Source organism: Microbacterium sp. W4I4, assembly GCF_030816235.1.
Taxonomy (GTDB): Bacteria; Actinomycetota; Actinomycetes; order Actinomycetales; family Microbacteriaceae; genus Microbacterium.
In genome coordinates this window covers 117872-132568 of sequence record NZ_JAUSXT010000001.1, presented here as the reverse complement: position 1 = coordinate 132568, position 14697 = coordinate 117872, and the positions used below count along the sequence as shown (strand labels likewise).

Below are 14697 nucleotides of genomic sequence, written 5' to 3'. Positions count from 1 at the left end.
ACCGCCACTCCCCCGGCTGAGGGCCCCGTCTGCTGCAGACGGGGCCCTCAGTCTTCTCGACGGGATCGGTACGCTGGGAACCGTGTCCTTCCGTACTCGCCCCGCACGCGCCGCGGATGCGTCGCACATCGAGGAGATCGAGAGCGCAGCCGACCGTCTTCTCGTCGACAGGTTCCGCTCGTCGCATTGGCCGGCACCGGATGCCGCCTCGGAGCGCTTCGTCACGCCTGGCTTCCTGCTGGTCGCCGAGTCGAGCGGCACGATAGCCGGCTTCGTGCATGTCCTGGAGCTCGACGGGCATGCCCATCTCGAGCAGGTGTCCGTCCTCCCTCGGTTCGCTCGACGCGGGATGGGCCGGATGCTCGTGCAGGCGGCGATGTCCTCGGCCGCGGAACGCGGCCACACGGAGATGACCCTGCGCACGTATGCCGACGTGCCCTGGAACGCGCCCTTCTACGCATCGTGCGGCTTCACCGAGACGGCGCCGGAGACCGAGGCGCTTCGCCGTCTCATCGAGGTGGAGGAGCGCCTGGGCCTGTTCGAGCACGGCCGGCGGATCCAGATGACGGCATCGCTTGCGTCCGGGCCGTCATCTGCGTCACCCGCCGCAGACGGCGGCGTAGCCTGAGACCCATGGACCGCACCGCCTACTTCGCAGCCAAGCTCGCCCATGAGACCGATGCGAGCGACCTGTACGCCGCCCTGAAGGCCGGAGAGACCGTGACCGTCGTCGACGTCCGCTCCGACGAGGCATGGGCACAGGGACGCATCTCCGGGGCCGTGCACATGCACTACCGGGAGATCGCGGACCGCGCGCCGGTGGAGATCCCCGCCGGCTCAGAGGTGGTGGTCTACTGCTGGAGCCCGGGATGCAATGCCGGGGCCAAGGGCGCCCTGGAGTTCGCGAAGCTCGGCTACGCGGTGCGAGAGCTCATCGGCGGCTTCGAGTACTGGGCGCGCGAGGGCTACCCCGTCGAGGACCACGACGGCGTGCACCGCCGTCCGATCGACCCGCTGGTGGGCATCCCCCACGTTCGCACGCGTCCCTGACCTGAGGGCACGAAGAAGGCCCCGGAGCTGATGCTCCGGGGCCTTCTCTGGATCAGACGATCAGCGGGCGAAGTGTCCGCGGTAGTACTCGTACACCCAGCCGACGATGGCGACGATGAAGATCGCCAGTCCGATCGGAAGCAGGAAGTGACCGACTGCGAGCCCGAGAAGGAACACCATGGCGGAACCGGCGAGAATGATCGGCCACCAGGACCAGGGGCTGAACTCACCGAGCTCAGGATCCCCGTCGTCGATGTCGGCGGTCAGGACGTCCTCGGGCAGCTCTCCACCCTGCGCGCGGTACGTCTTGCGAAGGTACACGCCGATCATGGCGCTCATGAAGGCGCCGAACAGCAGTGCGACCGTGCCCACCCACTCCACGTATCCGTGGAACGGGTCCAAGAGGTTCCACACCGTGTACGCCGCCGCGGTGATCAGGAAGAAGCCCGTGAGGATCCACCAGAGGATGATATTGCTGCGCATGGCTTACTTCGCCTCTCCGGCTGCGGCGCCGGCTGGTGCTGCCACCGGGTGCTCGGCTGCCTCGGGGTGGTTCAGGTCGAAGGCCGGACGCTCGCTGCGGATGCGCGGGATCGACGTGAAGTTGTGACGCGGCGGCGGGCAGGAGGTCGCCCACTCGAGCGATGCCCCGTAGCCCCACGGGTCGTCGACGGTGACCTTCGGCGCCTTGCGCGCGGTGATCCAGACGTTCAGGAAGAACGGCAGCATCGATGCACCCAGGATGATGGCGCCGATGGTGGAGACCTGGTTGCCCCACTCCCAGTTGTCGTACGTCGAATAGTCGGCGTAACGACGCGGCATGCCGTCGACACCCAGCCAGTGCTGGACGAGGAAGGTCATGTGGAAGCCGATGAACAGCATCCAGAAGTGGATGTAGCCCAGACGCTCGTTGAGCATCCGTCCCGTCCACTTCGGCCACCAGAAGTAGAAGCCCGCGAACATCGCGAAGACCACGGTGCCGAAGACGACGTAGTGGAAGTGCGCCACGACGAAGTAGGTGTCGCTGATGTGGAAGTCCAGCGGCGGGGCTGCCAGGATCACACCGGTGAGACCACCGAACACGAACGAGACGAGGAAGCCGAGCGAGAACACCATCGGCGTCTCGAACGTGATCGAGCCTCGCCACATCGTGCCGATCCAGTTGAAGATCTTCACACCCGTCGGAACCGCGATGAGCATCGTCATCAGCGCGAAGAAGGGCAGCAGGACTCCGCCGGTGACGTACATGTGGTGAGCCCACACAGAGACCGACAGCGCCGCGATGGAGATCGTGGCGTACACGAGGGTCTTGTACCCGAAGATCGGCTTGCGGCTGAAGACCGGGAAGATCTCCGACACGATGCCGAAGAACGGCAGCGCGATGATGTACACCTCGGGGTGGCCGAAGAACCAGAACAGGTGCTGCCAGAGGAGCACACCGCCGTTGGCCGCGTCGTAGACGTGAGCGCCGAGGACGCGGTCCGCTGCTGCGGCCAGGATGGCCGCGGCCAGAACCGGGAACGCCATCAGGATCAGCAGGCTGGTGATCAGCGTGTTCCACGAGAAGATCGGCATCCGCCACATGGTCATGCCGGGTGCGCGCATCGTGATGACCGTGGTGATGAAGTTCACCGCACCCAGGATCGTCCCGAAGCCGGACATGCCCAGTCCGAGCATCCAGAGGTTTCCACCGACACCCGGGGAGAACGTCGCGTTGGCCAGCGGCTGGTAGGCGAACCACCCGAACGCCGCCGCACCCTGCGGGGTGAGGAAGCCTGCGACGGCCATGATCGAGCCGAAAGTGAAGAGCCAGAACGCGAACGCGTTCAGTCGCGGGAACGCGACGTCAGGAGCACCGAGCTGAAGCGGCAGGATCGCATTGGCGAAGCCGGCGAACAGCGGCGTCGCGAACATCAGCAGCATGATCGTGCCGTGCATCGTGAAGAGCTGGTTGTACTGCTCCTTGGTCGGCACGATCTGCATGCCGGGCGCGAACAGCTCCGCGCGGATGATGAGCGCCATCACGCCACCGAGAAGGAAGAACAGCACCGAGGCGATCAGATACATGTACCCGATCGTCTTGTGGTCGGTGGAGGTGATCCACTTGACGATGATGTTGCCCTTCTGCTCCACACGGGTGGAGGTGAGAAGCGCGGCCTGACGCGGCGGGATCGTCGTCGGGCGTGCACCCTGCGTCGTGGTGGGATCTGCTGTGGTCGTCATGGCTTACTCCCCTTCCCCGGCATCGGTGCTCGCGCCGGTGCCCGGGAGATTACTGAGTCGATCGTAGGCGTCGTTGATGTCGCCCGTGTTGCCCTCGTTCTCGAGGGTCTGGAGGTAGGCGTCGTAGTCGTCCTGCGAGACCACCTTCACGTTGAACAGCATCATCGAGTGGTACTCGCCGCAGAGCTCAGCGCACTTGCCGTCGTACTCGCCGACGCGGGTCGGGGTGAACGACCAGGTGTTGTCCTTCCCGATGTACATGTCCTTCTTGTACAGGAAGTCGATGATCCAGAACGAGTGGATGACATCGCGGGACTGCAGGTGGATCGTCACGTCCTTGTCCACGGGCAGCACCAGGGTGGGGAGCTTCGCGCGATCGATGTCGCCGTTCGCGTCCGCCTCGGCCTGAACGCCCATGGTCCAGACGGCGTCGGAGTTGTCGGCCTTCTCACCGTCGTACTGGAAGTCCCAGGACCACTGCTTGGCGATGGCGGTGATCTCGACGTCGGGGTTCTTCCACTGCGTCTCGATGTCAGCCTGATCGCGGGCGGTGAAGAAGAACAGCCCCAGCACCAGCAGCAGCGGGATGACCGTGTACAGGATCTCGATCGGCATGTTGTACCGAAGCTGCACCGGAAGGCCTGTCTGCCCCGCGCGACGGCGGTACATGACGAGAGCCCAGCCCATCAGACCCCAGGTGATGATGCCGACGATCAGCAGGATGACCCAGGAGGTCACCCACAGACCGGCGACGGTCTCGGTCTGGTTCGTCGCCGCGGGGGCGCCCTCCACGAAGCCGGGGAGGAAGCCGTGGAGTTCATTGGCAGAACATCCTGCCAAGGCCACGGCTGCCGCGACTCCCAGGGGGAGTGCGGCCCAACGAAGGCGGCGTTTCGAGGGCACGATGCACCTTTCAGATCTCGGACAGGAGCACCCTAAGTCTAGGGCAACCTCACACGTGATTCATGCCAACCACGCAGGCTCGGGCGACTCAGTGGAAGCTGTCACCGCATGCGCAGCTGCCTGCCGCGTTGGGGTTGTCGATCGTGAAACCCTGCTCCGAGATGGTGTCCTTGAAGTCGATCGAGGCGCCGTCCAGGTACGGAACGCTCATGTTGTCGACGATGACCTCGACACCGTCGAAGTCGACGGTCTCATCGCCCTCGAGGAAGCGCTCGTCGAAGTAGAGCTGGTAGATCAGGCCCGAGCATCCGCCCGGCTGGACGGCGACGCGAAGACGCAGGTCGTCCCGGCCCTCCTGCTCGAGAAGGCTCTTGACCTTCTGCGCTGCGGCATCCGTCAGCGAGACGCTGTGCGCGCCGATGGCCTCTTCGGTCAGTGTGGTGTCGCTCATGTCACTCCTTGCAGAACTGCAGCACGGCCTGCTGCTCACCGCCGATTCTACCGCCGCGCACACGAATGGGGGCGGCCCCCGGTGTGCGCGGCGTCGCGCTCAGGAATCCGAGTCGCGGGCGTTCATCCGCGCCAGCAGCAGCGCCTCGGTGCGCACCGCGTTGCGGAACGTCTCCAGGTGCAGGGATTCGTTCGGGCTGTGCGCGCGGGAATGCGGGTCCTCCACGCCGGTGACCAGGATCTGCGCCGCGGGGAACTCGCGGACGAGGTCTGCGATGAACGGGATGGAGCCGCCCACGCCGAGCTCGACGGATTCCCGACCGTAGCCGTCCGTCATCGCGCCGCGTGTCATCCCGACGGCCCAGCCGGCGGTGTCGACGAGGAAGCCATCGCCCAGGTCGATGTCGCTGAACGTGAGCTCGGCGCCGAACGGGGCGTGTGCTCGCAGGTGCGCCTCCAGTGCCGCATAGGCGTCCTTCGCCTGCTGTCCCGGTGCGACACGGGCGCTGATGACCACACTGACCTCGGGGGGCAGCGTGTTGGATGCCTGGGCGACGCTGGTCGCATCGATGCCGGTGATCGTGATGGAGGGCTTGTTCCAGATGCGCCCGAGGATGTCATCGCGACCGATCGGGATCGTGCCGGCCAGCAGACCGGCTTCGTCGCGCAGTGTCGCGTCGGTGTACTCGGGGGTCTCGCCGGCTCGGCTCGTCATCCCTTCGACGACGACCGCGCCGTCGGCATCCCAGAGCGTGGCGAGCAGGGTGACCGCGGCCATCACGGCATCCGGCACCGCTCCCCCGAACATGCCGGAGTGCGAGGCGTGTTCGAGTGTGCGCACGCGCAGGGTGAACCGGGCGTTCCCTCGCAGGGAGACGGTCAGCCCGGGGGTCTCGGAGTCGAGGTTCCCGGAATCGGCGACCACGATGGCGTCGGCGCGCAGCGCTTCCGCGTTGTCGCGCAGGAAGCGGGCGAAGGAGCGGGAGCCGTACTCCTCCTCCCCCTCGATGAACAGCGCGACGCCGAGGTCGAAGTCGTCGCCGAGCACCTCGCTGACGGCACGCAGGGATGCGATGTGGGCCATGATCCCGGCCTTGTCATCTGCGGCACCGCGTCCGTACAGTCGTCCGTCGCGCACGGTGGGCTCGAACGGGGGCGTCTCCCAGAGCAGGTCGTCCCCTGGTGGCTGCACGTCGTGGTGCGCGTACAGCAGGATTGTGGGCCGCCCGTTGCGCGCGGCGCGGGTGGCGAGGACGGCGGGCTGGCCGAGCTCCTCGGTGTCGTCCACGTGCGCACGCAGCACCTGCACGTCATCGAAGACGCCGGTGTCCCGGACGAGACCGGCGATCGCGTCGGCGCTGCGCTCCAGCTGGGTCTGGTCGAATGCGGGCCAGGCGATGCCGGGGATGCGCACGAGTCCGCCGAGATCGGAGAGCGCTGCAGGAATGCCGAGGGCGACTGCCTCGAGGACGGCGGATTCGGATGCCGGCTGTGCCGACGGTGAAGTCGAGGTCATGCGAGTAATCTTAAGGCGAACCCGATTCCGAACTGAGGTCGAACGTGCCCAAGCCCACTCCCGCAGCCAACGACGACGCCCCCGAGACGCCCGCCGAGGGCAAGGGACGTCCCACGCCGACGCGCGCCGAGCGCGAGGCGGCCAACCGCCGCCCCCTCGTCGCCAACACCAAGGAGGCGCGCGCCGCGGCCAAGGCGGATCTGCAGGAGCGCCGCCAGCGCGCCCGGATCGGCATGGAGATGGGTGAGGACAAGTACCTCCCCGTCCGGGACAAGGGCCCGCAGCGCCGCTGGGTGCGCGAGTACGTGGATGCCGGCTGGCACATCTCCGAGTGGTTGATGGCCGCCATGCTGCTCGTCATCCTGCTGAACCTCGTCCCGGTGCCGAACATCCAGCTCTGGGCGATGGCCGCGCTGTGGGCGTACCTGCTGATCGCGATCCTCGACATGGTGCTGCTCAGCGCGCGCGTCAAGCGCAAGACCGCCGCGAAGTTCGGAGCCGAGCGGCGCGAGCGCGGTCTGGGCTGGTACGCCGCGATGCGGGCGCTGCAGATGCGGTTCATGCGTCTGCCGAAGCCGCAGGTCAAGCGCGGTCAGTACCCCGCCTGATCCCCGGCGGGCATCCCTGCGGGACTTCCGGCCTGCGGATGCTCAGCGCCGCCGCAGGCCGCGGTTGATCTGGCGCGCCCAGAGCGGACCGCGGTACAGGAACGCCGTGTAGCCCTGCACGAGGGTCGCGCCGCCGTCCAGCAGCCGCTGCACGTCTTCCGCCGTCTCCACGCCGCCCACGGCGATCACGCAGAAGTCGGCCGGCACGGCGGCCCTCACGACGGCGAGCACGTCGCGCGCCCGCTCCTTCAGTGGTGCGCCGGAGAGCCCTCCGGCGCCGGCGGCCTCGACGACGGCATCGTCGGTCAGCAGGCCCTCGCGCGAGATCGTCGTGTTGTGCGTGATGATGCCGGACAGCCCCTCCTCGACGGCGAGACGGGCGATGCCCGTGATCTCGTCGTCCGGCAGGTCGGGGGCGATCTTCACCAGCAGCGGAGTCGAGCCGGCGGCGTCCTTCACCGCGCGCAGCAGCGGCGCGAGGGTCTCCACCGCCTGCAGTCCGCGAAGACCGGGCGTGTTGGGTGAGGAGACGTTGACGGCGAGATAGTCGGCGAGGGGGGCGAGGCGGGTGGCGGAGGCGACGTAGTCGCCGATGGCATCCTCGACGGCGACGACACGGCTCTTGCCGATGTTCACGCCGATCACGGCGCGCGGTGCACGGCGGCGCAGCGCCGTCACCCGGCGCGCTGCGGCCTCGGCGCCGTCGTTGTTGAAACCCATCCGGTTGATCACGGCGCGGTCGGCGACCAGTCGGAACAGCCGCGGCTTCGGGTTGCCCTCCTGCGGGATGGCCGTGACCGTGCCGACCTCGATGTGCCCGAATCCGAGCGCGTCGAGTCCGCGCACGCCCACGGCGTTCTTGTCGAAGCCCGCCGCGACGCCGAAGGGCGAGGGGAAGGTCAGACCCAGCGCCCGCACGCTCTGCTCGGGCGTGGGTGCGGTGAGCGCCCGCGCCGCCCACGAGAACGGTGGCACACCGAGCACGCGGATGACCGCCATCGCGGCGTGGTGGGCGAACTCGGGATCGAGGCGCGAGAGGGCCTGGCGAAAGAGGAGGGGATACATCACTGACCAGATTAGCGGTCGGCGGATTCCGTTCCCGACTTCGCGTGGTCCGCGCGCAGCTCGCTGATCGAGCGCTCGAAGTCGTCCAGCGAGTCGAACTCCTGGTAGACGCTCGCGAAGCGCAGGTACGCGACCTCGTCCAGCTCACGGAGCGGTCCGAGGATCGCCAGACCGATCTCGTTGGTGTCCAGTTGAGACACGCCGGTCTGCCGCACGGCCTCCTCGACCTTCTGGGCGAGGACCGCCAGATCGGCATCCGTGACGGGACGTCCCTGGCAGGCCTTGCGCACGCCGGAGATCACCTTGTCGCGGCTGAACGACTCGAGCACCCCGGAACGTTTGATCACCATGAGACTCGCGGTCTCGGTCGTCGAGAAGCGTCCGCCGCACTCCGGGCACTGCCGTCGGCGACGGATCGAGAGACCGTCGTCGCTGGTGCGCGAATCGATGACGCGGGAATCCGGATGCCGGCAGAAGGGGCAGTGCATGATCGCCCAGCCTACTCGGCGACCTCCGTGCCACCTGAACGTCCGGTCTCCTGCGACGCGAACCGCGCCTGCACGGCGTCGCCGTGCGCGGGAAGGATCTCGGCGTTCGAGAGCGCGACGACCCCGGCGCGCGCACGGGCGAGGGCCGCGTGGTCGTACTGGATCACCTGCTGCGGGCGCAGGAAGGTGTAGGCACCGAGTCCTGCCGCGTAGCGGGCCTGTCCCCCGGTCGGCAGCACGTGGTTGCTGCCCGCCATGTAGTCGCCGAGGCTCACGGGCGTCTGATCTCCCACGAAGACCGCGCCGGCGCTGGTGAAGCGCTCCGCGGCATCCGCAGCATCGGTCAGGTGCAGTTCCAGGTGCTCGGGAGCGTAGGCGTTGCTGAACGCCTCGGCCATCGCCCGGTCCTCGACGAGGATGATCGCGGACTGCGGTCCGGCGAGGGCCGCCGCCACGCGTTCGGCGTGGGTGGTCGCTGACGCACGGTCTGCGACACGGGCGAGGACCCGCTCGGCGAGCTCGGGATCGTCGGTGACGAGCACGGCGGATGCCTGTTCGTCGTGCTCCGCCTGGCTGATGAGGTCCGCGGCGATGAGGTCCGCGTCGGCGTGCGCGTCGGCCACCACGAGGATCTCGGTCGCGCCGGCCTCCGAATCGGTGCCCACGACGCCGGCGACCGCGCGCTTCGCGGAGGCGACGTAGTTGTTGCCCGGCCCTGAGACGACGTCGACCGGATCCAGGCCCAGTTCCGCCACGCCGTATGCGAGCGCTCCGATGGCACCGGCGCCGCCGATCGCGTACACCTCGTCGATGCCGAGCAGTGCTGCGGCCGCGAGGATGGTGGGGTGCACCCGGCCGTCGTGGCCGGCCTGCGGCGGGGATGCGAGGGCGATGCTCGTGACGCCGGCGACCTGCGCGGGGACCACGTTCATGACGACGCTGGATGCCAGCGGCGCCTTGCCGCCGGGGATGTAGACGCCCGCGCGGGTGACCGGCTGCCAGCGCTGGGTGATGCGCGCACCGGGCTCGATCTCCGTGGTCTGCGGGGTCGGAACCTGAGCTGCGGACCCACGGCGCACGCGGTCGATCGCAGCCTGGAGCGCCGCGCTCACCTCGGGGTCGACGGATGCCGCCGCCTCCGCGAGGTGCTCGGCCGGCACCCTGATCGCGTGATCCGTCACGTGATCGAAGCGCTCCGCCTGCTCGCGCAGGGCTGTCACGCCGTGGGTGCGGACGTCGTCGACGATCTGCGTCGCCGCGGCGAGGGCCTCGGCGCGCGCCGCGGTCGCCCTGGGGACGGCCGCGAGCATGTCCGCCGGTGTGAGACGGCGGCCTCGGAGATCGATGGTGCGCACGTGTCAGCCCTTCGTGATGTCGGTGAGGTCGTGGAGGTAGCCGATGCGGCCGTCGTCATGGCGTACGACGTAGGCGCCGTCGCGGTCCTCGATGACCAGGGTCCAGGCGCTCGGGCCGATGCGGTACAGCGGCTGGCCGCGCTCGTCGAGGACATCGCGCTCCGTGCTCGCGAGGATCCAGAACGGCTGCGCGTCGGGGTCCACCGGGCGAGGGTGCTCGCTGCGGTTGCGGCGCAGCAGCGCCTCGGCCTCGCCTCGGGAGTGAGTCGTGTCGCCGGGCCCGTGGTCCTCCTCCTCGCTCGACCCGGGAACGACCGTCCCGTTCGATTCGAAGATCTCGTGGAGTGCGCCGATCGGATCGGTGTAGGAGGTGCCCTCCTGGCGTGCCTCGGAGTCCGGGGCCTCGACCAGCGGGCTCACGTCGATCACACGGGTGGCGTCGGCATCCTCGTCCTGGTCCGTGTCATCCTCCACGACCGCGGCGGCCTCCGCCTGCGGAGCAGACGCGTCGATCTCGGGACCGGAGTCCGCAGTCGGATCGAGCGTGTCGGGTTCCCCTTCGACAGAAGGTGCGGGCGCCGGCGGAGTCGGTCGAGGGCGGCGGATCACCGGGCGAACCGGATCGGCGTTGCGGTGCGCGAGAGTCTCCAGGCGCCCCTCGAAGTCCTCGCGCAGACGCGGGATCAGCGGGGCGAAGACGGTCGCCACGACCAGCGCCAGTGCGCCGATCACGGCGACGATCGGCACCCAGCCGACCAGGAAGGCTCCCAAGGAGACGCTTGCCGAAACCTGGTGCCAGAGCACCTGGGCCCAGGCCACCGCGGCTACCGATGCGGCGACGGAGGCGAACTGGTCGATGCCCAGCGACCCGACACGCCGGATACCCTCCGGTGAGAACCGGCGCAGCACGACGAGGAAGACCGCGGCGGTCGGGGCGCCGACCGTCAGGAGCCAGTCGATTCCGCTGGTCCACACGGATGCTCCTCCGCCGAAGACGGGGAAGAACGAGACGATGAACATCAGCGCCCAGGCGCCGACGATCACCAGTTCGCGAAGCGTGAAGCCGAGGATGCCGTACTCCGGTTCGACCTGGTCCTCGTAGTAGACCGCGTCGTCGTCGATGGCGGAATCGGTGTCCGCGGCGGAATCGGTGTCGGACTCGGTGTCGATGGCGGAATCGGTGGGGTCCGTGGCCGCGTCGGAATCGGCGGAGTCCGTCCGAGTCGACTCGGACGATTCGTCGGTCTTCGAGGCTTCGTCTGCCGTCGGGTCCGTGCCTCCGGTGGCGTCGCCGTCGACGCGCAACTCGGGCACGAAGCCGATGATGCTCCGCTCGGGCGCGTCGCCCGAGCCGGCGCTCGTCTGTTCGGTGCTCATCGAGCAGTCCTTTCGTCGCTGTCGCGTGTGCGCTGTCGCACGTGCACGCGAGTCCCGATACTACCGATTCGGCCGGAACGTACGGTGGGAGGTGTCGTCGCGTGAACCGGCTAGCCCAGGCAGGTGGGTCCGAGGAGCGACTTGAGGTCGCCGAACAGATCCGCCGAGACCTTCACCGGCATCGGCACCTCGAAGACCTTCGCCGATCCCCCGCGATGCACGCGCAGCAGCACTTCGGTCTCCCCCGCATGCCGACGCAGTACGTCCGCGAGATCGAGCATCACTCGTTCGGTCGCCCGCTGCTCCGCGACCAGCAGAGCGAGGGGGCCGGCGGCATCGAAGGAGCCGATGTCCGGGGCGAAAGTCGACTGGGCGTGCAGGTTCATCCCATCGTCTCGACGCGACACGCGACCCCGCACGGCCAGGATCGCGTCCTGCTGGAGAGTGTGCTGGAACTCGGTGTACGTCTTGCCCATGAACATGACGGTCACCTCGCCGTTGAAGTCCTCGACGGTGATCATGCCGTAGGGGTTGCCGCTGGCCTTCGCGACGCGGTGCTGGACGCTGGTGACCAGACCGGCGACGGTCACCTGATCGCCGTCCTGCAGGTCCTCCGAGGTGAGCAGGTCGTTGATCGAGATCGAGGCGTGCTTGGCCAGCGGCACCTCGAGGCCCGCCAGCGGGTGATCCGAGACGTACAGTCCGAGCATCTCGCGTTCGAAGGCGAGCTTGTCCTTCTTGATCCACTCGGGTCGGTCTGGCACCTTCGCCGGCGGTGCCTCCTCCGTGCCGTCGTAGAGGCTGTCGAAGTCGAATCCGATGGCGCCCTGCGCCTCGTTCCGCTTGCGATCGACGGCTGCCTCCGCGGCATCCTCATGGATCTCCATCAGGGCGCGACGCGTGTCGCCCAGCGAGTCGAATGCGCCCGCCTTGATCAGCGACTCCACGGTGCGCTTGTTGGCGACGTGCAGCGGCACCCGGTTCAGGAAGTCGTGGAACGACGTGAACGGGCCCTCGGTGCGCGAGGCGATGATCCCGTCGACCACGTTGCTACCCACGTTGCGGACCGCGCCGAGACCGAAGCGGATGTCCTCGCCGACGGCCGCGAAGAAGTTGATCGATTCCGAGACGTCCGGCGGCAGCACCTTGATGCCCATGCGGCGGCACTCGTTGAGGTAGATGGCCATCTTGTCCTTGGAGTCGCCGACGCTGGTGAGCAGCGCTGCCATGTACTCGGCCGGATAGTGCGCCTTCAGGTACGCGGTCCAGTACGAGACGAGGCCGTAGGCGGCGGAGTGCGCTTTGTTGAACGCGTAGTCCGAGAAGGGGAGCAGGATGTCCCACAGAGCCTTGACCGCTGCTTCGCCGTAGCCGCGATCGAGCATGCCCTGGTGGAAGCCCTCGTACTGCTTGTCCAGCTCGGACTTCTTCTTCTTTCCCATCGCACGGCGCAGGATGTCTGCCTGTCCGAGGCTGAACCCCGCCACCTTCTGCGCGATGGCCATGACCTGCTCCTGGTAGATGATCAGGCCATAGGAGCCGTCCAGGATGTCGCGCAGGGGTTCCTCGAGTTCGGGATGGATCGCCGAGATCTCCTGCAGGCCGTTCTTGCGCAGTGCGTAGTTCGTGTGCGAGTTCGCGCCCATCGGGCCCGGCCGGTACAGGGCGATGACGGCGGAGATGTCCTCGAAGTTGTCCGGCTTCATCAGGCGCAGCAGTGAGCGCATGGGCCCGCCGTCGAGCTGGAACACGCCGAGGGTGTCGCCCCGGGTGAGCAGGTCGTACGCCGGGCGGTCGTCCAGCGCGAGGTGCTCGAGGTCGAGCTCCTCGCCGCGGTTGGTGCGGATGTTGTCCAGTGCGTCGGAGATGATCGTGAGGTTGCGCAGCCCCAGGAAGTCCATCTTGATCAGGCCGAGCGATTCGCAGGACGGGTAGTCGAACTGCGTGACGATCTGGCCGTCCTGCTCGCGCTTCATGATCGGCACGATGTCGAGCAGCGGATGCGAGGACATGATCACACCGGCGGCGTGCACACCCCACTGGCGCTTCAGACCCTCGAGCCCGAGCGCGCGGTCGAAGACCGTCTTCGCCTCGGGGTCGGTGTCGATGAACGCCCGGAACTCGCTGGCCTCCTTGTACCGCGGGTGGGCGCTGTCGTACATGCCGCTGAGCGGCATGTCCTTGCCCATGACTGCGGGCGGCATGGCCTTGGTGAGCCGGTCTCCCATGCTGAACGGGAAGCCCAGCACACGACCGGCGTCCTTCAGCGCCTGCTTCGACTTGATCGTGCCGTAGGTGACGATCTGCGCGACGCGCTCGGAGCCGTACTTGTCGGTGACGTAGTCGATGACCTCGCCGCGGCGCCGGTCATCGAAGTCGACGTCGAAGTCGGGCATCGAGACGCGATCCGGGTTCAGGAACCGCTCGAAGATGAGACCGTGCTCGATCGGGTCGAGGTCGGTGATCTTCATCGCGTACGCGACCATGGAGCCGGCACCGGAACCACGGCCGGGTCCGACGCGGATGCCGTTGTCCTTGGCCCAGTTGATGAAGTCGGCGACGACGAGGAAGTAGCCGGGGAAGCCCATCTGCAAGATGATACCGACCTCGTACTCGGCACGCTTGCGCACCGCGTCGGGGATTCCGGCCGGGTAGCGGTAGTGCAGACCCTTCTCGACCTCTTTGACGAGCCAGCTGTCCTCGGTCTCGCCGTCCGGCACGGGGAAGCGCGGCATGTAGTTCGCCGAGGTGTCGAACTCGACCTCGCAGCGCTCGGCGATCAGCAGCGTGTTGTCGCACGCCTCCGGGTGGTCGCGGAAGAGCTGGCGCATCTCCTGCGCAGTCTTGATGTAGTAGCCGTCGCCGTCGAACTTGAACCGGTTCGGGTCGTCCATGGTCGAGCCGGACTGGACGCACAGCAGCGCCTCGTGGGCATCGGCCTCGTGCTGGTGCGTGTAGTGCGAGTCGTTGGTGGCGACGAGCGGGATGTTCAGATCCTTGGACAGCTTGATGAGGTCGGTGATGACCCGCCCGCTCGATCGAGAGGCCGTGGTCCATGATCTCGGCGAAGTAGTTCTCCCTGCCGAAGATGTCCTGGAACTCCGCGGCCGCGGCCCGCGCCGCGTCGTACTGGCCGAGGCGCAGGCGCGTCTGGATCTCGCCGGACGGGCAGCCCGTGGTGGCGATCAGGCCCTGGCCGTAGGTCTGCAGCAGCTCGCGGTCCATGCGCGGCTTGAAGTAGTAGCCCTCGAGGCTGGAGAGAGAGCTGAGCCGGAAGAGATTGTGCATCCCCTGCGTCGTCTGGCTCCACATCGTCATGTGGGTGTACGCGCCGGAGCCGGAGACGTCGTCGCTCTTCTGATCCGGAGATCCCCACGCCACACGGGACTTGTCGCTGCGGTGCGTGCCCGGGGTGACGTACGCCTCGAGGCCGATGATGGGTTTGACCCCTGCGGAGCGCGCCGCGTTGTAGAACTCGAAGGCCGCGAAGGTGTTGCCGTGGTCGGTGACGGCGATCGCCGGCATCCCGTAATCGGCCGCGGCCTGGGTCATCGCGGAGATCTTCGCGGCACCGTCCAGCATGGAGTATTCGCTGTGGACATGCAGGTGCACGAAGGAGTCGGATGCCATGCTTCGAGTCTACGAGGCAGTCCCGACACCGG

12 protein-coding genes and 1 pseudogene are annotated in these 14697 nt (G+C 67.7%); 3 read left to right on the top strand and 10 right to left on the bottom strand.

The window, feature by feature from the left end; genetic code table 11:
• Nucleotides 1-82 precede the first annotated feature (82 nt).
• Both QF046_RS00665 and QF046_RS00660 read left to right on the top strand, forming a co-directional pair.
• Nucleotides 83-628, top strand: a complete 546-nt coding sequence (locus tag QF046_RS00665) for a GNAT family N-acetyltransferase (protein WP_307365173.1) — start codon at nucleotides 83-85, stop codon at nucleotides 626-628.
• A 5-nt stretch (nucleotides 629-633) separates the two neighbouring features.
• Nucleotides 634-1050 (top strand): rhodanese-like domain-containing protein, encoded by a 417-nt coding sequence (locus QF046_RS00660; protein WP_307365170.1) that lies wholly within the window; start codon nucleotides 634-636, stop codon nucleotides 1048-1050.
• A 60-nt stretch (nucleotides 1051-1110) separates the two neighbouring features.
• Here the strand turns inward: QF046_RS00660 and QF046_RS00655 are convergent, their stop codons facing one another.
• From QF046_RS00655 to QF046_RS00635, 5 genes are all read right to left on the bottom strand, one after another.
• Entirely contained in the window at nucleotides 1111-1533 is a 423-nt protein-coding gene (locus QF046_RS00655) for a cytochrome c oxidase subunit 4 (RefSeq protein ID WP_307365168.1), read from the bottom strand.
• 3 nt (nucleotides 1534-1536) lie between these two features.
• The gene (gene ctaD, locus QF046_RS00650) at nucleotides 1537-3273 is read right to left on the bottom strand and encodes a cytochrome c oxidase subunit I (protein WP_307365166.1); all 1737 of its coding nucleotides are present in this window, start codon (nucleotides 3271-3273) and stop codon (nucleotides 1537-1539) included.
• Nucleotides 3274-3276: 3 nt separating this feature from the next.
• Nucleotides 3277-4176: a cytochrome c oxidase subunit II gene (gene coxB / locus QF046_RS00645; protein WP_307365164.1), complete on the bottom strand. Its 900-nt coding sequence runs from the start codon at nucleotides 4174-4176 to the stop codon at nucleotides 3277-3279.
• A gap of 88 nt (nucleotides 4177-4264) precedes the next feature.
• Nucleotides 4265-4627 (bottom strand): iron-sulfur cluster insertion protein ErpA, encoded by a 363-nt coding sequence (erpA, locus tag QF046_RS00640; protein ID WP_307365161.1) that lies wholly within the window; start codon nucleotides 4625-4627, stop codon nucleotides 4265-4267.
• A 99-nt stretch (nucleotides 4628-4726) separates the two neighbouring features.
• A complete protein-coding gene (locus tag QF046_RS00635; protein ID WP_307365158.1) occupies nucleotides 4727-6142 on the bottom strand; it encodes a dipeptidase in 1416 nt (471 codons plus the stop codon).
• A 44-nt stretch (nucleotides 6143-6186) separates the two neighbouring features.
• Here QF046_RS00635 and QF046_RS00630 point away from each other — a divergent pair, with 44 nt between their 5' ends.
• Nucleotides 6187-6750 carry a DUF3043 domain-containing protein gene (locus QF046_RS00630; protein ID WP_307365157.1) on the top strand — a complete coding sequence of 188 codons (564 nt, stop codon included), beginning with the start codon at nucleotides 6187-6189 and terminating at the stop codon, nucleotides 6748-6750.
• A gap of 42 nt (nucleotides 6751-6792) precedes the next feature.
• Here the strand turns inward: QF046_RS00630 and QF046_RS00625 are convergent, their stop codons facing one another.
• From QF046_RS00625 to dnaE, 5 genes and pseudogenes are all read right to left on the bottom strand, one after another.
• Nucleotides 6793-7815 (bottom strand): quinone-dependent dihydroorotate dehydrogenase, encoded by a 1023-nt coding sequence (locus QF046_RS00625; RefSeq protein ID WP_307372605.1) that lies wholly within the window; start codon nucleotides 7813-7815, stop codon nucleotides 6793-6795.
• Between the two features lie 11 nt (nucleotides 7816-7826).
• Nucleotides 7827-8303 (bottom strand): transcriptional regulator NrdR, encoded by a 477-nt coding sequence (gene nrdR / locus QF046_RS00620; protein WP_307365153.1) that lies wholly within the window; start codon nucleotides 8301-8303, stop codon nucleotides 7827-7829.
• Nucleotides 8304-8314: 11 nt separating this feature from the next.
• Nucleotides 8315-9658 (bottom strand): histidinol dehydrogenase, encoded by a 1344-nt coding sequence (gene hisD / locus QF046_RS00615; RefSeq protein ID WP_307365151.1) that lies wholly within the window; start codon nucleotides 9656-9658, stop codon nucleotides 8315-8317.
• A gap of 3 nt (nucleotides 9659-9661) precedes the next feature.
• Nucleotides 9662-11035, bottom strand: coding sequence for a hypothetical protein (locus QF046_RS00610; protein WP_307365149.1), 1374 nt, complete (start codon nucleotides 11033-11035; stop codon nucleotides 9662-9664).
• 110 nt (nucleotides 11036-11145) lie between these two features.
• A pseudogene (dnaE, locus tag QF046_RS00605) lies at nucleotides 11146-14665 on the bottom strand (DNA polymerase III subunit alpha).
• Nucleotides 14666-14697: the final 32 nt, after the last annotated feature.